Source organism: Solibacillus sp. FSL W7-1472 (assembly GCF_037969775.1).
Classification (GTDB): Bacteria; Bacillota; Bacilli; order Bacillales_A; family Planococcaceae; genus Solibacillus; species Solibacillus silvestris.
This window is the reverse complement of sequence record NZ_CP150208.1, coordinates 3,814,866-3,841,206: the sequence shown is the minus strand read 5'-3', so window position 1 is coordinate 3,841,206 and position 26,341 is coordinate 3,814,866. Positions and strand designations below refer to the sequence as shown.

Genomic DNA, 26,341 nt, shown 5'->3' with positions numbered 1-26,341 from the left:
AAATTAAAATGAACAATGAGCAAATCTTAGAAGCTATCAAAGCTATGACAGTTCTAGAGTTAAACGATTTAGTAAAAGCAATCGAAGAAGAATTCGGTGTAACAGCTGCTGCTCCAGTAGCAGTAGTTGCTGGCGGTGCTGCTGCAGCTGAAGAAAAAACTGAGTTTGATGTAGTATTAGCTTCTGCTGGTGGAGAAAAAATCAAAGTAATCAAAGTGGTTCGTGAAATCACTGGTTTAGGCTTAAAAGAAGCTAAAGAAGTTGTTGATAACGCTCCTAAAGCTCTTAAAGAAGGCGTTTCTAAAGACGAAGCTGAAGCTATCAAAGCTAAACTTGAAGAAGTTGGCGCTTCAGTAGAAGTTAAATAATTTTAGTTTAACTTTAATTGCTAAGCTATGAGCTTAGTTTAATAAGGAAAGCTCGTCACAATTTTGCGGCGGGCTTTTCTTTATTAACTTTTGTGGATATGAAAATATTGATTTTTATAGTAACCCACATGAAAAGACATCATTTTGCACAAATTAGCGCAAAATGTATTTTTTCTAAGGAGGCGTGTTGCATGTCTGAACATTATTATTCAAATAAGCCTCAAACTGAGAGTAAACCACGCCAATGGAAATTCACTTTATTAGGCAATACATTTACGTTTGAAACGGATACGGGTGTATTCAGTAAAAGCGAAGTAGATTTTGGTTCCCGTGTACTAATCGATGTGTTTGAAATGCCTAAAATTGATGGTGTTTTGCTTGATGTAGGTTGTGGCTATGGACCAATCGGATTATCGATTGCAAAAAACAACCCTGATCGTGAAATTTACATGATGGATATAAATTCACGAGCGGTTAGTTTGTCTCAAAAAAATGCCCAGCTTAACGGGGTTCAAAATGTACGTATTTTTGAAAGCGATGGATTAGCGGCTGTAGAATCTGGGACGAAAGTAGCTGCTGTATTAACAAATCCTCCGATTCGTGCCGGTAAAGAAACGATCTTTAAGTTTTATGACGGTGCATATGAATTATTGGAGGAAAATGGTGAGCTGTGGATTGTTATTCAGAAGAAGCAAGGCGCTCCATCAACTATGAGTCATTTAGAAGAAATGTTTTCAGAAGTAGATGTCGTTGAGAAGAAAAAAGGATATTGGATTATTCGTGCAAAAAAATAAGTAAGATTAGTTTCCAATATTGACTTGACAAATTGAATATGATAACATAATAAAATGCAAAATTATTATTTTGAGGTAGTATGCCCTTTTGCATTAAATATTCAAAGTTACGGGTATACTGCTAAGAATAAGTTAAGTTTAACCGAAAATGAGGTTTAAAAAAAGTCTCGTTTTCTTTTTGTCTTTCGAAATCATACACTATTTGTATGTTTTTGCAAAGACCTATTATCGCTTTATTGAGGGGTGAATGAGTTGACAGGTCAACTAGTTCAGTACGGACAACACCGCCAGCGTAGAAGCTTTGCGCGTATTAGTGAGGTGCTGGAACTTCCGAATCTAATCGAAATCCAAACAGCATCTTATGAGTGGTTCCTTGAAGAAGGGTTGCGCGAGATGTTCCACGACATTTCTCCAATCGAAGATTTTACAGGTAATCTTTCATTAGAATTCGTCGACTATACTTTAGGAGAACCTAAGTATGATGTGGATGAATGTAAAGAGCGTGACGTTACTTATGCTGCACCATTACGTGTAAAAGTACGTTTGCACAACAAAGAAACAAACGAAGTGAAAGAGCAAGACGTCTTTATGGGTGATTTCCCATTAATGACGGAAACAGGTACGTTTATTATTAACGGTGCTGAGCGTGTAATTGTTTCACAGTTAGTTCGTTCTCCAAGTGTATACTTCCACGAAAAAACGGATAAAAACGGTAAAAAAGGCTTTGGTGCAACGGTTATTCCAAACCGTGGTGCATGGCTTGAATATGAAACAGATGCTAAAGACGTTGTTTATGTACGTATCGATCGTACACGTAAATTACCAGTAACGGTGCTTTTACGTGCATTAGGTTTTGGCTCGGATCAAGAAATTTTAGATATCATTGGCGACAATGAATATTTACGTAATACGTTAGAAAAAGATAACACGGAAGGTACTGAAAAGGCCCTTCTTGAAATCTATGAACGCTTACGTCCAGGTGAACCACCAACAGTTGAATCTGCGAAGAACTTATTATATTCTCGCTTCTTCGATGCAAAACGCTATGATTTAGCGAATGTTGGTCGTTACAAAATGAACAAAAAGCTTCATATCAAAAATCGTTTATTCAACCAAACGATTGCAGAAACGTTAGTGGATCCTGATACAGGGGAAATTATCGTAGAAGCAGGTACATTATTAGACCGCCGTAATCTGGATAAGTTAATTCCATATTTAGAAAGTGGTGTCGGTTTCCGTACATTAAACCAAGTTGGTGGTGTATTGGAAGATGATATTACAATCCAGTCGGTTAAAATCTTTGCACCAAATGATGAAGCGCAAAAAGAAATTAATGTTATTTCAAACGCCTATGTAGATGAAGAAGTGAAAAATATTACTCCAGCCGATGTATTGGCATCAGTATCATACTTCTTCAACTTATTATATGACGTTGGTAACACAGATGATATTGACCATTTAGGTAACCGTCGTTTACGTTCTGTTGGCGAATTACTACAAAACCAGTTCCGTATCGGTTTATCTCGTATGGAGCGTGTAGTGCGTGAGCGTATGTCAATTAACGACACAGCAGCAATCGTACCACAGCAATTAATCAATATCCGTCCTGTTATCGCTTCAATTAAAGAGTTCTTTGGTAGCTCTCAATTGTCTCAATTCATGGACCAAACAAACCCGTTAGCAGAATTAACGCATAAGCGTCGTCTGTCTGCATTAGGGCCTGGTGGTTTAACACGTGAGCGTGCTGGTATGGAAGTACGTGACGTTCACTACTCTCACTATGGTCGTATGTGTCCGATCGAGACGCCTGAGGGACCAAACATCGGTCTTATTAACTCATTATCTTCTTTCGCAAAAGTAAACAAGTTTGGCTTCATTGAAACTCCTTACCGCCGTGTTGATCCAGAAACAGGTGCTGTAACGAGTGAAATCCATTACTTAACTGCTGACGAAGAAGATAACTATGTAGTAGCACAAGCGAACTCAATCCTAAATGAAGACGGTACTTTCGCGAATGAAGAAGTTGTTGGACGTTTCCGTGGTGACAACACTGTATTCTCTAAAGACCGCATCGACTACATGGATGTATCGCCTAAACAAGTAGTATCTGCTGCGACAGCATGTATTCCGTTCTTAGAAAACGACGACTCAAACCGTGCGTTAATGGGAGCGAACATGCAACGTCAAGCTGTTCCATTACTATATCCAAACGCACCATTCGTTGGTACGGGTATGGAGCACGTAGATGCACGTGATTCTGGTGCTGCTGTAGTTGCCAAATTCGATGGTATTGTTGAACATGTAGAAGCGCGTTCAATTCACGTACGTCGTATTGAAGTAGTAGATGGCAAAGAAGTTAAAGGCGATTTAACAAAATATAAATTACAAAAATTCATTCGTTCTAACCAAGGTACTTCTTATAACCAACGTCCAATCGTAAAAGTTGGCGACCGTGTAAAACCTCGTGATATTTTAGCTGATGGTCCATCTATGGAAAAAGGCGAATTAGCACTTGGTCAAAACGTACTTGTTGCGTTCATGACATGGGACGGCTTCAACTACGAGGATGCTGTAATTATGAGCGAACGCCTTGTTAAAGACGATGTATATACTTCTGTTCATATTGAAGAATATGAATCAGAGTCTCGTGATACAAAGCTTGGACCTGAAGAAATCACACGTGATATTCCAAACGTGGGTGAAGATGCACTTCGTAACTTGGACGACCGCGGAATTATCCGTATTGGTGCAGAAGTTCGCGATGGTGACATTCTAGTAGGTAAAGTTACGCCTAAAGGAGTTACAGAGTTAACTGCGGAAGAGCGTTTATTACATGCTATCTTTGGTGAAAAAGCGCGTGAAGTACGTGATACGTCTCTACGTGTACCACACGGAGCTGGCGGTATCATTTTAGATGTAAAAGTATTCAACCGTGAAGACGGCGATGAATTACCACCAGGTGTAAACCAATTAGTTCGTGCTTATATTGTTCAAAAACGTAAAATCCGCGTTGGTGACAAAATGGCCGGACGTCACGGTAACAAAGGTGTAATTTCTCGTATCTTACCGGAAGAGGATATGCCGTTCATGCCGGACGGAACTCCAGTTGATATCATGCTTAACCCACTAGGGGTACCTTCACGTATGAACATCGGACAAGTGCTTGAGCTACACCTAGGTATGGCTTCACGCTACTTAGGTATTCATATGGCTTCACCAGTATTCGATGGTGCCAACGAAGCCGATGTTTGGGAAACGATGGAAGAAGCTGGTATGAACCGTGATGGTAAAACAATTCTTTATGATGGACGTTCAGGTGAGCCGTTCGATAGCCGTGTTTCTGTTGGTATCATGTACATGATCAAACTAGCGCACATGGTTGACGATAAACTTCATGCACGTTCAACTGGACCTTACTCATTAGTAACGCAACAGCCGCTTGGTGGTAAAGCACAATTCGGTGGTCAGCGCTTTGGTGAGATGGAGGTTTGGGCACTTGAAGCATACGGTGCAGCATACACGTTACAAGAGATTTTAACTGTAAAATCGGATGACGTTGTAGGTCGTGTGAAAACATACGAAGCAATCGTAAAAGGTGAAAGTGTTCCAGAACCAGGTGTTCCAGAATCATTTAAAGTATTAATTAAAGAACTTCAATCATTAGGTATGGATGTGAAGATGCTTACAATCAATGACGAGGAAGTGGAATTACGCGACCTTGACGATGAAGATGAAGTAGCTGCACCTGTCGAACGATCTAATGATAAAGAAGAAGACCCAGTAGAATCATTTGAATAACTTCAATTGAATCGGGCAGGTATATGCCCTGCCCGATTTTTCTTATATTTTAGATGCAAGTTTCATTATGGCCTAATATGAAATTTTGTAAGTGTAGAGCTACATTAAAAGTCATTTACGACTTATAACTAAAGGGAGGTAGGCTCCTTGATCGATGTTAATGAATTTGAATATATGAAAATTGGTTTAGCTTCACCTGACAAGATCCGTTCTTGGTCATACGGAGAAGTAAAAAAACCAGAAACAATTAACTACCGTACATTAAAACCAGAAAAAGATGGTCTATTCTGTGAACGTATTTTTGGACCAACTAAAGACTGGGAATGTCACTGTGGTAAATATAAGCGCGTACGTTATAAAGGTGTCGTTTGTGACCGCTGTGGCGTAGAAGTAACGCGTTCGAAAGTTCGCCGTGAACGCCAAGGACATATCGAACTAGCAGCACCTGTATCACATATTTGGTACTTCAAAGGTATTCCAAGTCGTATGGGTCTTATTTTAGATATGTCTCCACGTGCATTGGAAGAAGTAATTTACTTTGCTTCATATGTAGTAATCGAGCCAGGTCAAACGTCTTTAGGCTATAAAGACTTACTTTCTGAAAAAGAATACCGTGCATACCGTGAAAAGTATGGCAGTGAATTCGAAGCAGCAATGGGTGCTGAAGCGATTAAACGTCTTTTAGAAAAAATTGACTTAGAAGATGAAACACAAGTTTTAAAAGAAGAGTTAAAATCTGCACAAGGCCAACGCCGTACACGTGCGATTAAACGTTTAGAAGTAGTAGAGTCATTCCGTAACTCAGGCAACAAACCAGAGTGGATGATTTTAGATGTACTACCGGTAATTCCACCAGAGCTTCGTCCGATGGTGCAATTAGATGGTGGACGTTTTGCTACATCTGACTTAAATGACCTTTACCGTCGTGTTATTAACCGTAACAACCGTTTAAAACGTTTACTTGACCTTGGTGCACCAAGCATTATCGTTCAAAACGAGAAACGTATGTTACAAGAAGCGGTTGATGCATTAATCGATAATGGTCGTCGTGGCCGTCCTGTAACAGGTCCTGGTAACCGTCCTTTAAAATCACTTTCACATATGCTGAAAGGGAAACAAGGTCGTTTCCGTCAAAACTTACTTGGTAAACGTGTAGACTACTCTGGTCGTTCGGTTATCGTAGTAGGTCCTAACTTAAAAATGTACCAATGTGGTCTTCCAAAAGAAATGGCAATCGAACTGTTCAAACCTTTCGTAATGAAAGAGTTAGTGGAACGTGGCCTTGCCCATAACATCAAGAGTGCAAAACGTAAAATTGAGCGTTTACACAATGAAGTTTGGGACGTATTAGAAGATGTAATTCGTGAGCATCCGGTATTACTTAACCGTGCACCGACATTACACCGTCTTGGTATCCAAGCATTCGAGCCTACACTAGTAGAAGGCCGTGCAATCCGTCTTCACCCATTAGTATGTACAGCTTATAACGCTGACTTCGATGGTGACCAAATGGCGGTTCACGTTCCATTATCAGCTGAGGCACAAGCAGAAGCCCGTTTACTTATGTTAGCGGCACAAAACATCCTTAACCCGAAAGACGGGAAACCGGTAGTAACTCCATCTCAGGATATGGTATTAGGTAACTATTACTTAACACTTGAGCGTGAAGGTGCTCGTGGTGAAGGTGCTGTATTTAATGATTCAAACGAAGTGTTAATCGCCTACCAAAACGGTCATGTACATTTACACTCTCGTATTGCGATTAAAGCAAGCTCATTAAATAACCCGACATTTACAGAAGAACAAAATAAAATGTTCCTATTATCGACTGTAGGTAAAGTAATCTTCAATGAAATTTTACCACGCTCATTCCCTTATATTAATGAGCCGACTTCAGTCAACTTAGAGCAAAAAACACCTGAAAAGTACTTCGTGAACTTAACAATTGACGAAGAATTACTGAAAGAAATCGAAGCAACAGAAGGCTATGCTGATTTATCTGAATCAGAAAAAATTGAAGCGCAACGCCGTGCTATGTTAGCGAAGCACTTCACAAATATGCCTGTAGTAGATCCTTTCCGTAAAAAATTCTTAGGGAATGTTATTGCTGAAGTATTTAAAGAGTTCCACATTACAGAAACTTCTAAGATGCTTGACCGCATGAAAAACTTAGGTTTCAAATATTCTACTCGTGCAGGTATTACAGTAGGTGTATCTGACATCGTCGTATTACCGGATAAAGGCGTAATCCTTGAGGAAGCCCAAAGCAAAGTAGATAAAGTAATGATCCAGTTCCGCCGTGGTTTAATTACGGAGGAAGAGCGTTATAACCGAGTTATTAACGTATGGACAGCTGCGAAAGATGAAATTCAAGGCAAGCTGATGAAATCTTTACAAAAAACTAACCCGATCTTCATGATGTCTGACTCTGGTGCCCGTGGTAACGCATCGAACTTTACACAGTTAGCTGGTATGCGTGGTCTGATGGCCAACCCGGCTGGTCGTATCATCGAGTTACCAATCAAGTCTTCATTCCGTGAAGGTTTAACAGTATTAGAGTACTTCATCTCTACACACGGTGCGCGTAAAGGTCTTGCCGATACAGCACTAAAAACTGCCGATTCAGGTTACTTAACTCGTCGTTTAGTTGACGTAGCACAAGATGTTATCGTTCGTGAAGACGACTGTGGTACTGACCGCGGTTTATTAATCGGTTCATTAATGGAAGGAAACGAATTGATTGAAGCGTTAGACGAACGTATTGTTGGTCGTTACGTGAAGAAAACAGTTCGCCATCCAGAAACAGGAGCGGTTATCGTAGAGCGTGATGGTTTAATTACACAAGATATTGCTCGCGTAATCGATGATGCAAATATCAAAGAAATTACAATCCGTTCTGCATTTACATGTAATACAAAACACGGTGTATGTAAAAAATGTTACGGTATGAACTTAGCTACTGGTGAAGGGGTAGAAGTTGGTGAAGCAGTTGGTATTATTGCTGCACAATCTATCGGTGAACCAGGTACACAGTTAACGATGCGTACATTCCATACTGGTGGGGTAGCCGGAAACGATATTACACAAGGTCTTCCACGTATCCAGGAAATTTTCGAGGCGCGTAACCCTAAAGGTCAAGCAGTCATTTCTGAAATTACTGGTACAGTAGTAGAAATTGAAGAAATTCGTGAAGGTCTTAAAGAAGTAACAATCCAAGGTGATGTGGAAACACGTAAATACCAAGCACCTTATAACGCGCGTCTAAAAGTAGCAGAAGGCGACACAATTATAGCGGGTCAAACATTGTCTGAAGGTTCTATCGATCCGAAGCAATTATTAAAAGTTAAAGATGTATCGACAGTTCAAGAATATTTATTAAAAGAAGTACAGAAAGTATACCGTATGCAAGGGGTAGAAATCGGAGACAAACACATCGAAGTAATGGTTCGCCAAATGCTTCGTAAAGTGCGTGTGATTGAAGCAGGTGACACTGAGTTATTACCAGGTTCACTTCTTGATATTCACCAATTCTCTGAGGCGAATGCTGAAGCCGTACTTAGCGGTAAAACACCAGCAACTTGCCGTCCTGTCATTTTAGGTATTACAAAAGCTTCTCTTGAAACAGAATCATTCTTATCAGCTGCATCATTCCAAGAAACAACACGTGTGTTAACGGATGCTGCAATTAAAGGTAAACGTGATGAGCTTCTAGGTCTGAAGGAAAACGTAATTATCGGTAAACTAGTTCCGGCTGGTACTGGTATGCAACGTTACCGTCAAATCCGTATGGAGCAAGAAGAATCAGCAGAAGTAATTACAGCTGAATAGCAGTATATAATGAAGAGATCCCGTCAGAGACTATTCTCTGACGGGAGATTTTCTTGAAAACTTCCTTGAAATAAATATTAACCAACATACTTTCATAAGAAATCTGTTGACAGTGTAAGTTTGGAATGATAATATATTGAAGGTTGATAGTTAACTGTCTGTACTTAGGAGGATATGAAAATGTCTTACGATCAAGTAAAACAGGCCAGTAAAACAATCATAGGTATAAAGCAAGCAGTGAAAGCAATGTATGCTGGACAAGTAACAGCTCTTTTTGTCGCAATCGATGCAGACAAATGGGTAACCGATCCGGCCATTCTTCTCGCGAAAGAAATCGGTGTACCAGTTAATTACGTCGATTCAAAGAAAGAACTTGGTAAAGCTTGCGGCATTCATGTTGGAGCTGCAGTTGTTGCGATTACTGCGATGTAGTTTTTGTGTAAAGTACACAAAGACTTTGTTTTTACCCAAAAAATGAACCACCTGGATGTGTGGTATTGAAACAAGGAAAAAATGAAGGGAGGACAAATCGATGCCTACAATTAACCAATTAGTACGTAAGCCTCGTCAATCTAAAAGCACGAAATCAAAATCTCCAGCGTTAAACAAAGGATATAACTCATTTAAAAAATCTTTAACTGACGTTAAGTCTCCTCAAAAACGCGGAGTTTGTACTCGTGTAGGTACAATGACACCACGTAAACCGAACTCGGCTTTACGTAAATACGCTCGTGTACGCTTAACTAACCAACTTGAGGTTACTGCGTATATCCCAGGTGAAGGTCACAACTTACAAGAGCACAGTGTAGTTCTTATCCGTGGCGGACGCGTAAAAGACTTAGCTGGAGTACGTTACCACATCGTTCGTGGTGCACTTGATACAGCTGGTGTTAACGGTCGTTTACAATCTCGTTCTAAATACGGTACTAAACGCCCTAAAGAAAAAAAATAATTCAAGTTTAAATATACAACGATTTGAAAGGAGGAAAACACATGCCTCGTAAAGGTCCTGTTTCCAAACGTGACGTGTTACCAGATCCACTTTATAACTCAAAACTAGTAACTCGTTTAATCAACAAAATGATGATTGATGGTAAAAGAGGTACTTCTCAAAAGATTTTATACGGAGCTTTCGAATTAGTTCAAGAGCGTTCGGGTCAAAATGCTTTAGAAGTATTTGAAGCTGCATTAAACAACGTGATGCCTGTATTAGAAGTACGTGCTCGTCGTGTTGGTGGTTCTAACTACCAAGTGCCAGTAGAAGTTCGTCCAGAACGTCGTACAACTTTAGGTTTACGTTATTTAGTAAACTATGCTCGTCTTCGTGGAGAAAAAACGATGGAAGAGCGCTTAGCTAACGAAATCTTAGATGCATCTAACAACACTGGTGCTTCAGTTAAGAAACGTGAAGATATGCACAAAATGGCAGAAGCGAACAAAGCATTCGCTCACTACCGTTGGTAATTTGATCTTTGCTCTAGCATTGCTGGGGCTAAGATTTTTACCATCTATACAGTTAACCCAATATGGAAGGAGAAATTTCCTATGAAACGCGAATTCTCTCTAGAGAATACACGTAATATTGGGATCATGGCTCACATTGATGCTGGTAAAACAACAACTACTGAGCGTATCCTTTATTACACTGGTAAGATTCACAAAATCGGTGAAACTCATGATGGCGGTTCTCAAATGGACTGGATGGAGCAAGAACAAGAGCGTGGTATCACGATCACTTCTGCTGCAACAACAGCTCAATGGAACGGTCACCGTATCAACATCATCGATACTCCAGGACACGTAGACTTCACTGTTGAAGTTGAACGTTCTTTACGCGTACTTGATGGTGCTGTAACAGTATTAGATGCTCAATCAGGTGTTGAGCCTCAAACTGAAACAGTATGGCGTCAAGCTACAACTTATGGAGTTCCTCGTATCGTATTCATCAACAAGATGGATAAAATGGGAGCTGACTTCCTATATTCTGTAGGTACATTACACGAGCGTTTACAAGCTAATGCTCACCCAATCCAATTACCAATCGGTGCTGAAGACGAGTTCCGCGGAATTATCGATTTAATCGAAATGAACGCTACTTTCTACGGTAACGATGAAGGTACAGATGTAACTGTAGGTGAAATCCCTGCAGAATTCATGGATCAAGCTGAAGAGTACCGTGAGAAATTAATCGACGCTGTTGCAAGTGTTGATGAAGAACTTATGGAGAAATACTTAGAAGGCGAAGAAATTACTAAAGAAGAATTAAAAGCAGCAATCCGTAAAGCTACTATCGCGGTAGAATTCTACCCAGTACTTTGTGGTACAGCATTCAAACACAAAGGTGTTCGTAAAATGTTAGATGCTGCTGTTGATTACCTTCCAGCTCCTACTGACGTAGAAGCTATTAAAGGTACTGACGTTGACGGTGAAGAAGAAATCATCCGCCATTCTTCTGATGAAGAGCCGTTCTCAGCTCTTGCATTCAAAGTAATGACAGACCCATTCGTAGGTAAGTTAACATTCTTCCGTGTGTACTCAGGTACATTAGAAGCAGGTTCTTACGTACAAAACTCTTCTAAAGGTAAACGTGAGCGTGTAGGACGTATCCTACAAATGCACGCTAACTCTCGTGAAGAGATCGCAAAAGTATACTCTGGTGATATCGCTGCTGCTGTAGGTCTTAAAGATACTACAACAGGTGATACTCTATGTGACGAGAAAAACCTTGTTATCTTAGAGTCAATGGACTTCCCAGAGCCAGTAATCTCTCTTTCTGTAGAACCAAAATCTAAAGCTGACCAAGATAAAATGGGTCAAGCTTTACAAAAACTACAAGAAGAAGATCCAACATTCCGTGCACATACAGACACTGAAACAGGTCAAACAATCATCTCTGGTATGGGTGAACTTCACCTTGATATCTTAGTTGACCGTATGAAACGTGAATTTAAAGTTGAAGCTAACGTGGGTGCTCCAATGGTATCTTACCGTGAAACATTCCGTAGCGAAGCTAAAGTTCAAGGTAAATTCTCTCGTCAATCTGGTGGTCGCGGTCAATACGGTGACGTAACGATCGAGTTCTCTCCAAACGAAGAGGGTAAAGGTTTCGAATTCGAAAACGCTATCGTTGGTGGTGTTGTACCTCGTGAATACATCCCTGCAGTAGAAGCGGGTCTACGTGACTCTCTTGACCGCGGTGTTGTTGCTGGTTACCCACTAATCGACATCAAAGCGAAATTAGTATTCGGTTCTTACCATGACGTTGACTCAAGTGAAATGGCGTTCAAAATCGCTGCATCTATGGCTTTAAAAGAAGCAGCTAAAAAATGTAACCCAGTTATCTTAGAGCCAATGATGAAAGTAGAAGTTGTAATTCCAGAAGAGTACCTTGGTGATATTATGGGTAACATTACTGCTCGTCGCGGTCGCGTAGAGGGTATGGAAGCTCGTGGTAACTCTCAAGTAGTACGTGCTATGGTTCCACTATCTGAAATGTTCGGATATGCTACAACTTTACGTTCTGCAACTCAAGGTCGCGGTGTATTCTCAATGACGTTCGATCACTATGAAGAAGTACCAAAATCAATTGCAGAAGATATCATCAAAAAAAATAAAGGTGAATAATTGAAATTTCACCTTGCATCAAGTATAAATAATTTGTAAGCTATGATTGACTGACTATAGATGGGGCCCGTTTATAGTCGGCATCTTAGAATAATTTTAAAAAATAAAACATATCTCTGAGGAGGCATTTTCTAATGGCTAAAGAAAAATTTGACCGTTCTAAAACGCATGCTAATATTGGTACAATCGGACACGTTGACCATGGTAAAACAACTTTAACTGCTGCTATCGCAACAGTTCTTTCTAAAAAAATGGGTGGTGCAGCTAAATCTTACGCTGACATCGATAACGCTCCAGAAGAAAAAGAGCGCGGTATCACAATCAATACTTCTCACGTAGAGTATGAAACTGAAACTCGCCACTATGCACACGTTGACTGCCCAGGACACGCTGACTATGTTAAAAACATGATCACTGGTGCTGCACAAATGGACGGCGGTATCTTAGTAGTATCTGCTGCTGATGGTCCAATGCCACAAACTCGTGAGCACATCCTTTTATCTCGTCAAGTAGGTGTTCCTTACTTAGTAGTATTCATGAACAAATGTGATATGGTAGACGACGAAGAATTATTAGAATTAGTTGAAATGGAAATCCGTGACTTATTATCTGAGTACGACTTCCCAGGCGACGACATTCCAGTAATCAAAGGTTCTGCTTTAAAAGCTTTAGAAGGCGAAGCAGAATGGGAAGAAAAAATCGTTGAGTTAATGGACGCTGTAGATTCTTACATCCCAACTCCAGAACGTCAAACTGACAAACCATTCATGATGCCAGTAGAGGACGTATTCTCTATCACTGGTCGTGGTACAGTTGCAACTGGCCGTGTTGAACGTGGTCAAGTTAAAGTTGGTGACGTAGTTGAAATCGTAGGTATCGAAGAAGAAGCGAAACAAACTACTGTAACTGGTGTAGAAATGTTCCGTAAATTATTAGACTATGCTGAAGCTGGTGACAACATCGGTGCTTTATTACGTGGTGTTGCTCGTGAAGACATCCAACGTGGTCAAGTATTAGCTAAACCAGGTTCAATCACTCCACACACTAACTTCAAAGCTGAAGTTTATGTTTTATCAAAAGAAGAGGGTGGACGTCACACTCCATTCTTCTCTAACTACCGTCCTCAGTTCTACTTCCGTACAACTGACGTAACTGGTATCTGCATGTTACCAGAAGGCGTAGAAATGGTAATGCCTGGCGACAACATCGAAATGACTGTTGAATTAATCGCTCCAATCGCTTTAGAAGAAGGTACTAAGTTCTCTATCCGCGAAGGTGGCCGTACTGTAGGCGCTGGCGTAGTAGCATCTATCCAAAAATAATTTTAGCTTATTGCTAATTTTCAAAAACATCTTGCAGGGACGCTTGCAAGATGTTTTTTTTGTGCCCTTTATAACGTAAATGCATAATGTTTATTCAATATATGTATTTCATTTATATATAATGACTCTTGTATAATGAAACGTAAGAACAGGGGATTCTAATTCATTATTAGAAACGTTCATTTAAAAGGGGGATTTAATGGTGACAAATTACGTGCAAGTGGGGAACTTACAAGTAGCAGAAGTATTATTTCAGTTTATTAATGAGCAAGTATTACCAAACAGTGGAGTAGAGCAAACGGCATTTTGGGATGGCTTCGATAAGCTGGTTCATGAGTTGGCACCTGAAAATAAAGCATTGCTTGCTCAACGTGATGCATTGCAAGTACAAATTAATGAGTGGCATAAAGGAAATAAGGGGAATTTCCAATTTGCCGACTATAAGGCTTTTTTAGAAGAAATCGGTTATGTAGAACCAAAAGCAGAAGACTTCCAAGTGGAAACAGAAAACGTAGATGCAGAAATTGCATATCAGGCAGGTCCGCAATTAGTAGTACCTGTCAGCAATGCACGCTATGCAATTAATGCAGCAAATGCACGTTGGGGAAGTTTCTATGATGCACTATACGGTACAGATGTCATCAGTGACGAAGACGGTACTGAAGCAGGCAAGGGTTATAATCCGATTCGTGGAAACAAAGTAATCGATTATGCGAAAAAGTTTTTAGATCAAGCCGCTCCTTTAAAAGCAGCTTCACATAAAGATGCAATAACTTATAAAATTGCAGAAAGTAAATTAGTAATTACGCTCGTAAATGGTGAAACGACGACATTGGCAGAGCCGGAAAAGTTAGTAGGCTACCAAGGAACAACAGAACAGCCGACTGCGATTTTACTGAAAAATAATGATTTGCACATTGAAATACAAATTGACCGAAATCACCCAATTGGAAAAGATGATGCAGCTGGAGTAAAAGATATTTATTTAGAGTCTGCTATTACGACAATTATGGACTGCGAGGACTCGGTAGCAGCAGTAGATGCAGAAGATAAAGTGGAAGTTTATGCAAACTGGTTAGGGCTAATGAAAGGCGACTTAACGGCAACTTTTGCAAAAGGATCGAAAACGGTAACACGTACATTAAATCCTGACCGAGTATATACGGGAGTTAATGGTGATACGGTAACATTAAATGGCCGCTCTTTAATGTTTATTCGCAATGTAGGTCACTTAATGACAAATCCGGCAATTTTAGATCAAGATGGCAGCGAAGTGCCTGAAGGAATTATGGATGGTGTCGTAACGAGCTTAATAGCGAAGCATGAAGTAATTGGCAATGGTTCGTATAAAAATTCGCAAAAAGGCTCTATCTATATTGTAAAACCAAAAATGCACGGCTCAAAGGAAGTAGCGTTTGCAAATAAACTATTTGAGCGTGTAGAAGATTTAATCGGATTGGAACGATTCACGTTAAAGATTGGTGTTATGGATGAGGAACGACGTACATCACTTAACTTAAAAGCATGTATACGTGAAGTGAAGAATCGTATTGTCTTTATTAATACAGGATTCCTGGATCGTACAGGAGATGAAATCCATACATCAATGGAAGCGGGCCCAATGATTCGCAAAGGCGAAATGAAAACATCAACATGGCTCACATCTTATGAAAAATCCAATGTCATCGTTGGGTTAAATGCAGGCTTGCAAGGCCGTGCACAAATTGGAAAAGGGATGTGGGCTATGCCGGACTTAATGGCAGAGATGATTGAGCAGAAAATCAATCATCCAAAAGCAGGGGCAAATACTGCTTGGGTACCATCGCCGACAGCCGCAACATTACATGCAACACATTATCATGAAGTAAATGTAAAAGACGTTCAAAAAGGTATTGTGTCATCGGAAGATTTACAAGATGCGATTTTGGAAATCCCAGTAGCGGCAAATACAGATTGGACACGTGAAGAAATTCAACATGAGCTTGATAATAATGCACAAGGAATCCTTGGCTACGTAGTCCGTTGGGTGGAACATGGTGTGGGCTGTTCAAAAGTGCCGGATATTAATAATATCGGCTTAATGGAAGACCGCGCAACGTTGCGTATTTCAAGTCAGCATGTTGCAAACTGGCTGCATCACGGTATTTGTACGAAAGAACAAGTAGAGGAATCATTGAAACGTATGGCAAAAATTGTAGATGAGCAAAATGCAGACGATCCCGAATATTTACCAATGTCAGCAAACTACGAGGATTCTGTAGCTTTCCAAGCAGCAAGTGAGCTTATATTTAAAGGCTATGATCAACCAAATGGTTACACAGAGCCGATTTTACACAAAAAGCGTATTGAAGCGAAAGCAAAACAAAAAGTAAACGCATAAGATTTACTAAGCTACTACTATTTCTTCTGAAATAGTAGTCTTTTTCGTTTAAGTATCTAAAATTAATGGGAATTTAATCAATTAAGTGTAAAAATGGTATAATAGTAACGAAATTGTAATAGCAACAGGAAAGAAGAGAGTTAAACATGCTTAATAAAATAGAATCTTTAGATGCGCTAATTTCCATGATAACGATCGTGAAAGAAGCAATTCCAGCAGACTTATCAATTGCAATATGTGATTTAGAAAAGTTTGTAGCCTATTTCCCTGCTGAAGATTTAGACCTGAAAATACGTGTTGGGCAACAATTAAATCCGGAAGAGCCATTAAAGATGGCATTAAATAAAAACCGCCGTTTAGAGGCCATTGTACCAGCCGATTATTATGGTTTTGAATTTATCGGTACAGCTACGCCATTATTTGATAAAACAGGTAAAACAGTCGGAGGAATTGCTGTTCAATTGAGAAAGCACTCGGAGTTAATAGAAATTTCCCAAGCAATAATGGGTTCTCTATCACATGCGAACAAGCAGATTGGCAGTATTGCAGGTGGTTCTACAAAATTGAAAGAATCAGCAGATGAGTTATTAAAACAATCAAAGCAGGCTGAAGTGAATGTTCAACAGACTTCCGACATTTTAACGTTGTTGAAACGTATGGCGGACCAAACCAATTTGTTAGGATTAAATGCGGCAATCGAAGCTGCCCGTGCAGGTGAAAAAGGGAAAGGCTTTGAAGTCGTAGCGACGGAGATCCGTAGATTTTCGAAAGAAACAGTTGAATCAACACAGAAAATTAGAGAAACGATGGCCCAAATTAGTGAGGCTACACAAAACATTACGAACTCTATTGCTCAAATCTCCACTATTGGAACATCACAAAGCGAATCTATTCAACAAGTTTCCGACTTTGTGAATGAAATTCAAACAATGTCTGAGCAGTTAAATGAATATGCAAATAAATTATAAATGGTTGCCTAGAGATTCAAATTTTCTAGGCAACTTATTTATTGGGAAACAAATTCACGGGCAAGTTTAATAAATTCCCGTACTGCAAAAGACAAGTATTTATTTTTCTTCCACGTAACCCCCAGTTCAAGAAAAATGGCTTCTTCCTGAAAAGGGATGCATTTAATCGAAGTGTAAGGAATTTTCTCGGCAAGCTTTTCTGGAAGTAGTGCAATCCCCAATTTTGCCTGAACCATTTCGATAAATAAATCTTTCTGGGTCGTTTCACAGGCAATCGTAGGGAAAAACCCGTGTTTGGAACACTCCTCGATAATGCGATCATATAAAATAAAGTCTTTCCGATAAATAATAAAAGTTTCACTCGCTAAGTCACTTAGCTGGATTGACTCCTTCTTTGCCAATGGATGGCTTTCATGTACGATTAACACTAAAGGGTCTTTTAAAAATCGTATTGTTTCCAAAGATTCATTCGAGGAAGTTACACTGCATACTAACCCAACATCCAGTTCGCCTGCTTCAATTTCGTGGCGTATGCGTTTCGTTCCGACTTCCGTTAATAAAATTTCGATATATGGATTAAGCTCTTTATAATAGCTGATTAATTTCGAAAAAAACTCGGCCCCAACGATTGGTGGAATGCCGATACGGATTTGTCCCTTTTTTAATTGCATTAAGTCCGTTAACTCGGAACGTAAATTTTGAAATGATTCAAGTACTTGCATTGAATTCACAAGAACGGCATGACCGGCATCTGTTAGTTCAAGCTGTTTGGATGACCGGTAAAATAACGGGACACCCAGTTCCGACTCAAAGTTTTGAATTGCTTTACTAATTGATGGCTGTGACACATGCAAAGTAGCTGCCGCTTTCGTAAAACTTAAATGCTTTGCCACTTCAACAAAATATTCGATTTGGCGTAAATCCATTTTTCTTTCCCCACCTCTTCTCTAATTCCTGTAATTGAATTGATTATAGCAAAGTTTGGAAGTGTTGGACTGTTAGTTTTTTGTATAATGGGAGTAAATAGAAGGAGTGATGTTCTTTGAAGGTGTTATTAATAGAAGATGATGTCTCCATTTTTGAACTGATAGGCGAACGATTAGCACAGTGGAATATACAAGTAATCGGACCAGAAGACTTTCAACATATAATGGTGACGTTTAAAGAAGAAGAACCTCAGCTTGTTATTATTGATATTCAGCTGCCAGCATTTGATGGCTTCCATTGGTGTCGTGAAATAAGGGCAATATCGAATGTCCCTATTTTATTTCTTTCCTCACGCGATCACCCGATGGATATGATCATGGCGATGCAAATGGGAGCAGATGACTTTGTGCAAAAACCTTTCCATACGGAAGTATTAATCGCAAAAGTACAAGCATTGCTCCGACGCGCTTATAATTATCAGGAAGCACAGCAAAGTGATATTGAAAAATGGAATGGAGTTGAAATTCATTATGACCGCGCGATTGTTCATTTTAAAGATCAGCAGATAGAGTTAACGAAAAACGAGCTGTTTATTTTAAAGGTGCTCGTAAAGGCGAAAGGACAGATCGTTTCCCGTGATGAACTAATGCGTAAATTATGGGATGATGAACGCTTCGTAAATGACAATACATTAACGGTCAATGTAAATCGTTTACGCCAACGATTAGAGGATATTGGTCTTATCAATGTGATTATGACGAAAAAAGGCCTTGGCTATTTGGCGGTGGATGCATGATCCGCTTGTTTATAAGACAATATATTTCTATGATGCTGTTTGTCATCATTCTTCAGCTGTTGTTGAATCTAATACTATTTCTAGATAAAGGCTTCCACGATGTTTCGCTACTCTATTTAAACATCATTTGGTTTACACTCGTTGCCGGTTATTTCAGTTTACGTTATGTGAAAGACAGGAAATTGATGAAGCCGTATGTGAAGTTTAAAGGGAACTACTTTGATGTTATTCATGAAGATTATAAAGAGCAGTTGGCTAATAAGAATGCAAAAGTACAGGAACAGAAGCAAATTGTATTAGAACGGCAGGACGAGCTTTTAGCATGGGTACATGAAATGAAGTCTCCATTAACCGCAATGCAGCTGTTGCTGGAAAAAGTAGAGAAAAGTGAAGTAAAGGAACGCATTGAAAATGAATGGCTGCGTCTTTATTTATTATTAGACCAGCAGCTTCATGCAACACGTCTTATGACGATCGAGCTTGATAACCGAATTGAAAAAGTACACGTAAAAGATGTACTTATTCAAGAAATTAAAGCACTGCGCACCTGGTGTTTTGAAAAGAAAATTGCCTTCGACCTGGAAGTGGACGATCTGACTGTACACTCAGATACAAAGTGGCTAGGTTTTATCGTACGGCAAATTTTATCGAATGCGGTAAAGTATAGTGATGTCGGGGGAGAAGTTAGAATAACCGCTCATATGACGAACGAGCAAGCTGTTCTCATCATTCAAGATGAGGGAATCGGTATAAAGAGTGAAGATTTGCCGCGTGTATTCCGCAAATCCTACACGGGAACAATTGGTCGTGAAACGAGTGCTGCAACAGGAATGGGGCTGTATCTCGCTAAACAGGCGGCAGAATCACTGCATATTCTTCTGGCAATCGAATCAAAAGAAGGGGTAGGTACTACTGTGAAAATTGCTTTCCCAAAAATGAATGATTACCAAAAAACGCTTGGAATGTGACGAACTTGTCACTTACCGAGCGTTTTTGTCATGTAAATCAAACGATTCACATGACCCGAACATGTAGAATGAAAATAACAGAAAGGATGGAGAACAATGAGCATTTTAATCGCACGTAAAGTTCGTAAAACATATGGTAAGCGATCGCTTGCGCAAGAAGTATTAAAGGGCATTGATTTAGAAGTGGAAAAGGGTGAATTTGTCGGCATTATGGGTGCTTCAGGTTCCGGAAAAACTACGTTATTAAATGTACTTTGTTCCATAGATCAAGTGACAGACGGATTTGTCGAGATTAATGGGCAAAAGCTTCAAGGGATGAAGGAACGTACATTAGCAAAATTTCGCCGGGATGAGCTAGGTTTTATTTTTCAGGACTATAATTTACTCGACACTTTGACAGTGAAGGAAAACATTCTACTGCCGTTATCGCTAAGTTCGATTCCAAAGGCAGCGGCAGAGCAACGTTTAAAGGAGCTTGTATCGATTTTAGGGATAGCAGATATTTTAGCGAAATACCCGAATGAAATTTCCGGTGGTCAAAAGCAGCGTACATCCGCAGCAAGAGCATTAATATCGAATCCATCCCTTGTATTTGCAGATGAACCAACAGGGGCACTTGATTCAAAAGCGGCTACTGCACTGCTCGATAATTTAGCAAAAATTAATAAAGCAAAAAATACAACGATCATGATGGTTACCCATGATGCCATTGCCGCCAGCTTCTGTTCCCGTGTACTGTTTTTAAAAGACGGCCAAATTTATACGGAACTGTATAAGGGCGATAAGTCACGCAAAGAGTTTTTCCAGCAAATTTTGAATACGCAAAGTGTTTTAGGCGGTGAGCAGAGTGAAGCTTAGTCAGCTTGTATTTAAAAGCATGCTAAAAAATATGCGTCACTATTACTTATACTTTTTCGCACTCATTTTCAGTGTGACGCTATTTTTCTCATTTGTGACATTGCAGTACAATGAATCGATCATTGAAGCGACGAAAGCGAGCGGAACGGCAGCTTCTGGGTTTGAAGCGGCATCGTATATGCTGTATTTTATCGTCCTGTTCTTTGTGTTGTATGCCAATCATTTATTTATTAAACGGCGCAGCAAGGAAATTGGGTTGTATCAATTGGTCGGCATGACAAAAGGGCTTGTGACACGCCTGATTGCCTTTGAAAATATCCTGCTATTTATAGGTGCGGTAAGCATCGGAATTTTACTCGGTTTTTTAAGTTCACGTCTGTTTGCGATGATTTTACTGAAGCTACTAAAATTTGATGCGGTCGTAACATTAAGTATCAGCAAAGTAGCGGTTGTGAATACGTTAATTGTATTTGGTATTTTGCTCGCAGTTCTTTTAGCACAAATGGCATTTATGGTTCACAGAACTACATTACTCTCGTTATTTAACGCTTCCAAGCAGGCGGACGAGCGTGTGAAACGCTTTAGTGTATTCCCTATGGTGATGGGGGCTATCGGGTTAGCGTTGATTATTTATGGCTACTATAAAAGTACGTTATTATTCTCAGGGCAAACAACAAACCTATTTTTAAGCATGGTTATTATTTTAGCAACGACAATTGGCGGGACTTACTTTGTTTTCCGCTATTCGGTTGCATTCATATTAAATATGTTCCGCCTAAGAAAGAAAGGGCATTTAAATCTGAACGATGTTTTGGCGCTGACACCAATTATGCACCGAATGAAGGGCAATGCTAAATCACTGACGCTCATTACTGTCATTACGGCGGTATCGCTTGCAATTACGACACTTTCCTATATTAGTTACTACTCAGCAGGCAGTACAGCAGAAAATTCTGTACCAGCAGACTATATAATGGTAGATGGCCGTGGAGAGCCATTCATTGAAGCGTTGGAGCGGGAAGGAATCGCATTTGAGGAAAATAAGTTTAGGTTAACGAGCGCCCAATTTGATATGGCGGAAATTTTTTCTGGTGAGATAGTAGAAATGCTTCAAGGCGATACGTTAGCGGATGTCCTAATGATTCCGCTTTCGGACTACCATCAGCTCGATCCTGATGTCATGCTTTCAGAGGGGGAGGCAATTATTGCAGGCTATAACGGGTTCCAGGCAAATATATTGCCGCTAGAAGCACCACACGACTTTATATTCCTGCATCAAGAGCACCAGTTTCCGCTAAAAGTTAAGGAAGTGAACGATACTTCGATTGTGGCATGGCGTATTACAGGAGGCGGTTTTGTAGTTATCGTTGAAGATAATCTGTTTAACCAGATCCAGCAATTAAACAACGAGCATGAAATTGGCTATCTAACAAAAGAGCAAACATCCATTAACCTGATTGATGCGAATGATGAAACATATGAAGCTGCTGAAAAGCTCTACAAACAAACAGGTGCCAACATAGTGTTTGAAGATGATGAAATAGACCGTGGGGGAAATAAATTAAGCTCACTGCGATCAACGGTTGAATATAATTTAAATCTATATGGAACGACAATTTTTACAACCGCGTTTTTAGGTTTAGCCTTTTTACTGGCAACGGGCAGTATATTATACTTTAAACAAATGTCTGAAGCGGATGAAGAAATGGAATCCTATAAGATTCTCCGTAAGATTGGCTTTACAGAAGAGGAACTAACGCGCGGTATAATGAAGAAGCAGTTATTTAACTTTGGTGTACCATTACTTATCGGATTACTCCACAGCTACTTTGCTGTAAAATCCGGCTGGTTTTTATTCGGCACAGAATTGACTACGCCTCTTCTTGTTACAATGGCTTTATATATTGTCATGTACATCGTGTTTGCAGCATTAACCATCAATTATTACAGAAAAATTATAAAACAGGCTTTATAATACTTCAAACCGTCAATTTTCTCTTATTTGACGGTTTTATTTTATCTTTATCCGTTGACTCGCGTTCGTTTTTCTTGTAACTTTAACACATTAGTAATTTAGCAGACGAAAGTGAAGTGTACAACATGAATGCTGTTTTAATAGCGGTAGGGGTTATGCTTATTTTAAGCCTACTACGTATAAATGTCGTTTTATCTCTGACGGTCGGGGCGATTATTGGTGGCCTTGCTGGCGGATTAAATATAACAGAAACAATCAAGGCCTTTGTCGACGGTCTTGGCGGTGGTGCAACAATTGCGCTAAGCTATGCACTGCTTGGTGGATTTGCACTTGCAATCTCACGTACTGGTATACCTGAAGTACTAGTGAAAGCGATTTTAAAAATTGTACAGAGTGAAGGCGATACTCAAAAGAAAGGTGCTGCCAAAGCGTTAATCTTCTTAGTGCTGCTGGCAATGGCGATCATGTCGCAAAACCTGATTCCGGTGCATATTGCATTTATTCCTTTAATCGTACCGCCGATGATTAAAATTATGAACATGCTGCAAATTGACCGCCGTTTAATCGCAAGTATTCTAACATTCGGGTTAGTAATGCCGTATATGTTCATTCCTGCAGGGTTTGGTTTGATCTATCAGGGGATTATAGTCGATCAAATGGCCTTAGCAGGGTTAGACGTTACTTTGGGAGATGTTCCAAAGGCGATGGCTATAGTAGCGTTAGGGATGGCTGTAGGGCTTGTAGGTGCCTTTATCGCCTATCGTAAACCAAGACAATACAAAAACATTGAAATGGAAACAACGAATGACTTAAATAAAGAAGTAAATAAACTGCACATCATATTCGCTGCAGTAGCACTAGTTACTTCTATAGCAGTACAAGTAATGACAGATTCAATGATTGTCGGATCAATTGCCGGTATTATAATTTTGTATATAACAGGGACGCTAAAAGTAAAAGAAGCAGATGCAGTCCTATCGGATGGAATGCGTATGATGGCGTTTGTCGGTTTCGTTATGATTTCAGCAAACGGGTTCTCTGCTGTCATTAATGCGACAGGAGATGTTGAGTTATTAGTATCCGGTGCAATGGATATTTTTAACGGGAATGTAAGTATTGCAGTTTTAATTATGTTAATTGTCGGTTTAATCGTCACAATGGGAATTGGTTCTTCATTTGCAACAATTCCAATCATTGCAGCAATCTTTGTTCCAATTGCAATGGAACTGGGACTAAGCGAATTAGCGATCATCTGTTTAATCGGAACAGCCGGTGTACTTGGTGATGCTGGCTCACCGGCATCCGATTCTACATTAGGACCGACAGCAGGATTAAATGTCGATGGACAGCACAACCATATTTGGGATACTTGTGTACCGACATTTCTCTTCTATAATATTCCACAGATTATTTTCGGCTGGATTGCAGTCGTTTTCTTCCTATAATATAGTCGTCGCTTTCAGCAAAGAGAAAGCGACGATTTTTTCATTTTCTGTAGCAATTGTTTTCAGAATAATATATTTAAAGCATATTACTCCCTTTTCAGTTGCTTTCACCGTCATAAACTTATATACTAGAAAACGGCTCAAAAAGAGCGAACCTATTTATAAAGAATAAAACATTATGAAAAGAATTTTGCTAAAAGACTTGCGAACTTCTTTTTTATTGTATATAATGTTGAATGTTGGTCTTTGACTGCGATGAAGCGAGAGGTTGCCGACACACCCGGCCGCTTTGCCATGGCGGTGTGTAGGAGAAATTTTCGTGGAGAATGTCTAGAAAATAGGCGAGAAGGAGGGAAAGTAATGGCAAAACAAAAAATTCGTATTCGTTTAAAAGCATATGATCACCGTATCCTTGATCAATCTGCTGAGAAAATCGTTGAAACTGCGAAACGTTCAGGTGCTGGAGTATCGGGTCCGATCCCACTACCAACTGAAAGATCTGTATACACGATCTTACGTGCGGTTCATAAGTACAAAGATTCTCGTGAGCAATTTGAAATGCGCACACATAAACGTCTTATCGACATCGTTAACCCGACACCACAAACTGTTGATGCGTTAATGAAGCTTGATTTACCATCTGGCGTTGATATCGAAATCAAACTTTAATGGTAAAAACAAATATAAACTTTTTCTTAAAATTTACAGGAGGTGTGACAAATGACTAAAGGAATCTTAGGTAGAAAAATTGGTATGACTCAAGTTTTCGCTGAAAACGGAGATCTTATCCCAGTAACAGTAATCGAAGCTACTCCAAACGTAGTTTTACAAAAGAAATCTGTTGAAACTGATGGCTACGAAGCGATCCAATTAGGTTTTGAAGATAAGCGCGTTAAGCTTTCAAACAAACCTGAACAAGGTCACGTAGCAAAAGCAAATACTGCTCCTAAGCGCTTCATCCGTGAGTTCCGCAACTTAGAAGCTGCGACTTACGAAGTTGGTCAAGAAGTCAAGGTTGAAATTTTCGCTGAAGGCGATGTAATTGATGTAACAGGTGTAACAAAAGGTAAAGGTTTCCAAGGTGTTATTAAACGTCATGGTCAATCTCGCGGCCCTATGTCTCACGGTTCTCGTTACCACCGTCGTCCTGGTTCAATGGGTCCAGTTGCTCCGAACCGCGTATTCAAACAAAAGAAATTACCTGGTCAAATGGGTGGCACAGTTGTTACTATTCAAAACCTTGAAATCGTTAAGGTTGATGTAGAGCGCAACTTACTACTTGTTAAAGGTAATGTTCCTGGTTCTAAAAAAGCATTAGTAACAGTTAAAACTGCTATTAAATCAAAATAATTCTCTTAAAGAAAGGAGGAAACAGGAATGACAAAGGTTTCAGTACTTAGTCAAACAGGTGCTTCAGTTGGTGAAATCGAATTAAACGATGCGATTTTCGGAATCGAGCCAAACGAAGCTGTATTATTCGACGCTGTAGTTGCACAACGTGCTTCTTTACGTCAAGGTAATCACAAAGTTAAAAACCGTTCTGCAGTTGCTGGTGGTGGTCGTAAGCCATGGCGTCAAAAAGGAACTGGTCGTGCTCGTCAAGGTTCGATCCGCTCTCCACAATGGCGTGGCGGTGGTGTTGTATTCGGTCCTACTCCACGTAGCTACTCTTACAAACTACCTAAGAAAGTTCGTCGCTTAGCGATTAAGTCTGCTTTATCTGCAAAAGTATTAGAGCAAAACTTAGTAGTACTTGATGCATTATCATTTGATGCACCAAAAACAAAAGATTTCAAATCAGTATTAGCTGCTTTAGAAATCAGCAAAAAAGCATTATTCGTAACTGCTGAAGTTAACGAAAACGCTATTTTATCTGCTCGTAACATCCCTGGTGTTACAGTGTTAACAGCTGAAGGAATCAACGTATTAGATCTATTAGGTCACGATAAAGTTGTATTCACTCAAGATGCTGTAAAAAAAGTTGAGGAGGTGCTTGGATAATGGAAGCACGTGATATCTTAAAACGTCCGGTCATTACTGAGCGTTCTTCAGAAATTATGGCAGAGAAAAAGTATACTTTCGAAGTAGACACTCGCGCTAACAAAACTCAAGTTAAAGACGCTGTTGAAGAAATCTTCGGTGTTAAAGTTGAGAAAGTAAACGTAATGAACTACAAAGGTAAGTTCAAACGCGTTGGTAAATTCGGTGGATACACTAACAAACGTCGTAAAGCGATTGTTAAATTAACTGCTGATTCAAAAGAAATCGAGTTATTCGAAATCTAATTTCA

General features: G+C 39.7%; 21 protein-coding genes. 20 read left to right on the top strand and 1 reads right to left on the bottom strand.

What is annotated here, in order from left to right; genetic code table 11:
- The first annotated feature begins 8 nt into the window (after window positions 1-8).
- From rplL to MKY07_RS19185, 11 genes are all read left to right on the top strand, one after another.
- Window positions 9-368 carry a 50S ribosomal protein L7/L12 gene (gene rplL / locus MKY07_RS19235; protein WP_008406994.1) on the top strand — a complete coding sequence of 120 codons (360 nt, stop codon included), beginning with the start codon at window positions 9-11 and terminating at the stop codon, window positions 366-368.
- Between the two features lie 191 nt (window positions 369-559).
- On the top strand, window positions 560-1,162 hold the full coding sequence (locus tag MKY07_RS19230) for a class I SAM-dependent methyltransferase (protein ID WP_339263374.1): 603 nt from the start codon (window positions 560-562) through the stop codon (window positions 1,160-1,162).
- Between the two features lie 243 nt (window positions 1,163-1,405).
- Complete coding sequence (gene rpoB, locus MKY07_RS19225; RefSeq protein WP_173364513.1) at window positions 1,406-4,960, top strand: DNA-directed RNA polymerase subunit beta; 3,555 nt, start codon at window positions 1,406-1,408, stop codon at window positions 4,958-4,960.
- Between the two features lie 147 nt (window positions 4,961-5,107).
- The gene (gene rpoC, locus MKY07_RS19220; protein ID WP_008406987.1) at window positions 5,108-8,788 is read left to right on the top strand and encodes a DNA-directed RNA polymerase subunit beta'; all 3,681 of its coding nucleotides are present in this window, start codon (window positions 5,108-5,110) and stop codon (window positions 8,786-8,788) included.
- Window positions 8,789-8,968: 180 nt separating this feature from the next.
- On the top strand, window positions 8,969-9,220 hold the full coding sequence (locus tag MKY07_RS19215; protein WP_008406985.1) for a ribosomal L7Ae/L30e/S12e/Gadd45 family protein: 252 nt from the start codon (window positions 8,969-8,971) through the stop codon (window positions 9,218-9,220).
- Between the two features lie 100 nt (window positions 9,221-9,320).
- Window positions 9,321-9,740, top strand: a complete 420-nt coding sequence (rpsL, locus tag MKY07_RS19210; RefSeq protein WP_008406983.1) for a 30S ribosomal protein S12 — start codon at window positions 9,321-9,323, stop codon at window positions 9,738-9,740.
- Between the two features lie 41 nt (window positions 9,741-9,781).
- Window positions 9,782-10,252 carry a 30S ribosomal protein S7 gene (gene rpsG / locus MKY07_RS19205; RefSeq protein WP_008406982.1) on the top strand — a complete coding sequence of 157 codons (471 nt, stop codon included), beginning with the start codon at window positions 9,782-9,784 and terminating at the stop codon, window positions 10,250-10,252.
- An 81-nt stretch (window positions 10,253-10,333) separates the two neighbouring features.
- Window positions 10,334-12,412: an elongation factor G gene (fusA, locus tag MKY07_RS19200; protein WP_008406981.1), complete on the top strand. Its 2,079-nt coding sequence runs from the start codon at window positions 10,334-10,336 to the stop codon at window positions 12,410-12,412.
- Window positions 12,413-12,546: 134 nt separating this feature from the next.
- Window positions 12,547-13,734 carry an elongation factor Tu gene (gene tuf, locus MKY07_RS19195; protein WP_008406980.1) on the top strand — a complete coding sequence of 396 codons (1,188 nt, stop codon included), beginning with the start codon at window positions 12,547-12,549 and terminating at the stop codon, window positions 13,732-13,734.
- A 199-nt stretch (window positions 13,735-13,933) separates the two neighbouring features.
- On the top strand, window positions 13,934-16,114 hold the full coding sequence (locus tag MKY07_RS19190) for a malate synthase G (RefSeq protein WP_339263372.1): 2,181 nt from the start codon (window positions 13,934-13,936) through the stop codon (window positions 16,112-16,114).
- A gap of 146 nt (window positions 16,115-16,260) precedes the next feature.
- Window positions 16,261-17,082: a methyl-accepting chemotaxis protein gene (locus MKY07_RS19185; protein ID WP_339263371.1), complete on the top strand. Its 822-nt coding sequence runs from the start codon at window positions 16,261-16,263 to the stop codon at window positions 17,080-17,082.
- A gap of 38 nt (window positions 17,083-17,120) precedes the next feature.
- Here MKY07_RS19185 and MKY07_RS19180 read toward each other — a convergent pair whose 3' ends face one another.
- On the bottom strand, window positions 17,121-18,008 hold the full coding sequence (locus MKY07_RS19180; RefSeq protein ID WP_065217676.1) for a LysR family transcriptional regulator: 888 nt from the start codon (window positions 18,006-18,008) through the stop codon (window positions 17,121-17,123).
- Window positions 18,009-18,124: 116 nt separating this feature from the next.
- On the opposite strand from MKY07_RS19180, the gene MKY07_RS19175 reads away from it, so the two are divergent.
- The 9 genes from MKY07_RS19175 (at window position 18,125) to rplW (ending at window position 26,336) form a co-directional block, all read left to right on the top strand.
- A complete protein-coding gene (locus tag MKY07_RS19175) occupies window positions 18,125-18,805 on the top strand; it encodes a response regulator transcription factor (RefSeq protein WP_339263369.1) in 681 nt (226 codons plus the stop codon).
- Window positions 18,802-19,773, top strand: a complete 972-nt coding sequence (locus MKY07_RS19170; protein ID WP_065217674.1) for a sensor histidine kinase — start codon at window positions 18,802-18,804, stop codon at window positions 19,771-19,773. Before MKY07_RS19175 ends, MKY07_RS19170 begins: the two co-directional genes overlap by 4 nt.
- Window positions 19,774-19,869: 96 nt before the next feature.
- On the top strand, window positions 19,870-20,631 hold the full coding sequence (locus MKY07_RS19165) for an ABC transporter ATP-binding protein (RefSeq protein WP_339263368.1): 762 nt from the start codon (window positions 19,870-19,872) through the stop codon (window positions 20,629-20,631).
- On the top strand, window positions 20,621-22,606 hold the full coding sequence (locus tag MKY07_RS19160; protein ID WP_339263367.1) for an ABC transporter permease: 1,986 nt from the start codon (window positions 20,621-20,623) through the stop codon (window positions 22,604-22,606). Before MKY07_RS19165 ends, MKY07_RS19160 begins: the two co-directional genes overlap by 11 nt.
- Before the next feature lie 125 nt (window positions 22,607-22,731).
- Window positions 22,732-24,051, top strand: a complete 1,320-nt coding sequence (locus MKY07_RS19155) for a Na+/H+ antiporter NhaC family protein (RefSeq protein ID WP_339263366.1) — start codon at window positions 22,732-22,734, stop codon at window positions 24,049-24,051.
- Window positions 24,052-24,411: 360 nt separating this feature from the next.
- Window positions 24,412-24,720, top strand: coding sequence for a 30S ribosomal protein S10 (rpsJ, locus tag MKY07_RS19150; protein WP_008406970.1), 309 nt, complete (start codon window positions 24,412-24,414; stop codon window positions 24,718-24,720).
- A gap of 51 nt (window positions 24,721-24,771) precedes the next feature.
- Window positions 24,772-25,401, top strand: a complete 630-nt coding sequence (rplC, locus tag MKY07_RS19145) for a 50S ribosomal protein L3 (protein WP_008406969.1) — start codon at window positions 24,772-24,774, stop codon at window positions 25,399-25,401.
- A gap of 27 nt (window positions 25,402-25,428) precedes the next feature.
- Window positions 25,429-26,052, top strand: coding sequence for a 50S ribosomal protein L4 (gene rplD, locus MKY07_RS19140; RefSeq protein WP_008406968.1), 624 nt, complete (start codon window positions 25,429-25,431; stop codon window positions 26,050-26,052).
- A complete protein-coding gene (gene rplW, locus MKY07_RS19135) occupies window positions 26,052-26,336 on the top strand; it encodes a 50S ribosomal protein L23 (RefSeq protein WP_008406966.1) in 285 nt (94 codons plus the stop codon). Before rplD ends, rplW begins: the two co-directional genes overlap by 1 nt.
- Window positions 26,337-26,341 lie beyond the last annotated feature (5 nt).

Excerpts from the sequence above, each read along its gene's own strand:
- rpsJ (WP_008406970.1), top strand. The coding sequence starts at position 24,412 with ATGGCAAAACAAAAAATTCGTATTCGTTTAAAAGCATATGATCACCGT.
- rpsL (WP_008406983.1), top strand. The coding sequence starts at position 9,321 with ATGCCTACAATTAACCAATTAGTACGTAAGCCTCGTCAATCTAAAAGC.
- MKY07_RS19230 (WP_339263374.1), top strand. The coding sequence starts at position 560 with ATGTCTGAACATTATTATTCAAATAAGCCTCAAACTGAGAGTAAACCA.
- rplD (WP_008406968.1), top strand. The coding sequence starts at position 25,429 with ATGACAAAGGTTTCAGTACTTAGTCAAACAGGTGCTTCAGTTGGTGAA.
- MKY07_RS19155 (WP_339263366.1), top strand. The coding sequence starts at position 22,732 with ATGAATGCTGTTTTAATAGCGGTAGGGGTTATGCTTATTTTAAGCCTA.
- MKY07_RS19170 (WP_065217674.1), top strand. The coding sequence starts at position 18,802 with ATGATCCGCTTGTTTATAAGACAATATATTTCTATGATGCTGTTTGTC.
- MKY07_RS19190 (WP_339263372.1), top strand. The coding sequence starts at position 13,934 with ATGGTGACAAATTACGTGCAAGTGGGGAACTTACAAGTAGCAGAAGTA.
- fusA (WP_008406981.1), top strand. The coding sequence starts at position 10,334 with ATGAAACGCGAATTCTCTCTAGAGAATACACGTAATATTGGGATCATG.
- MKY07_RS19180 (WP_065217676.1), bottom strand. The coding sequence starts at position 18,008 with ATGGATTTACGCCAAATCGAATATTTTGTTGAAGTGGCAAAGCATTTA.
- rplC (WP_008406969.1), top strand. The coding sequence starts at position 24,772 with ATGACTAAAGGAATCTTAGGTAGAAAAATTGGTATGACTCAAGTTTTC.
- MKY07_RS19165 (WP_339263368.1), top strand. The coding sequence starts at position 19,870 with ATGAGCATTTTAATCGCACGTAAAGTTCGTAAAACATATGGTAAGCGA.
- rplW (WP_008406966.1), top strand. The coding sequence starts at position 26,052 with ATGGAAGCACGTGATATCTTAAAACGTCCGGTCATTACTGAGCGTTCT.
- MKY07_RS19215 (WP_008406985.1), top strand. The coding sequence starts at position 8,969 with ATGTCTTACGATCAAGTAAAACAGGCCAGTAAAACAATCATAGGTATA.
- MKY07_RS19185 (WP_339263371.1), top strand. The coding sequence starts at position 16,261 with ATGCTTAATAAAATAGAATCTTTAGATGCGCTAATTTCCATGATAACG.
- tuf (WP_008406980.1), top strand. The coding sequence starts at position 12,547 with ATGGCTAAAGAAAAATTTGACCGTTCTAAAACGCATGCTAATATTGGT.
- rpsG (WP_008406982.1), top strand. The coding sequence starts at position 9,782 with ATGCCTCGTAAAGGTCCTGTTTCCAAACGTGACGTGTTACCAGATCCA.
- rplL (WP_008406994.1), top strand. The coding sequence starts at position 9 with ATGAACAATGAGCAAATCTTAGAAGCTATCAAAGCTATGACAGTTCTA.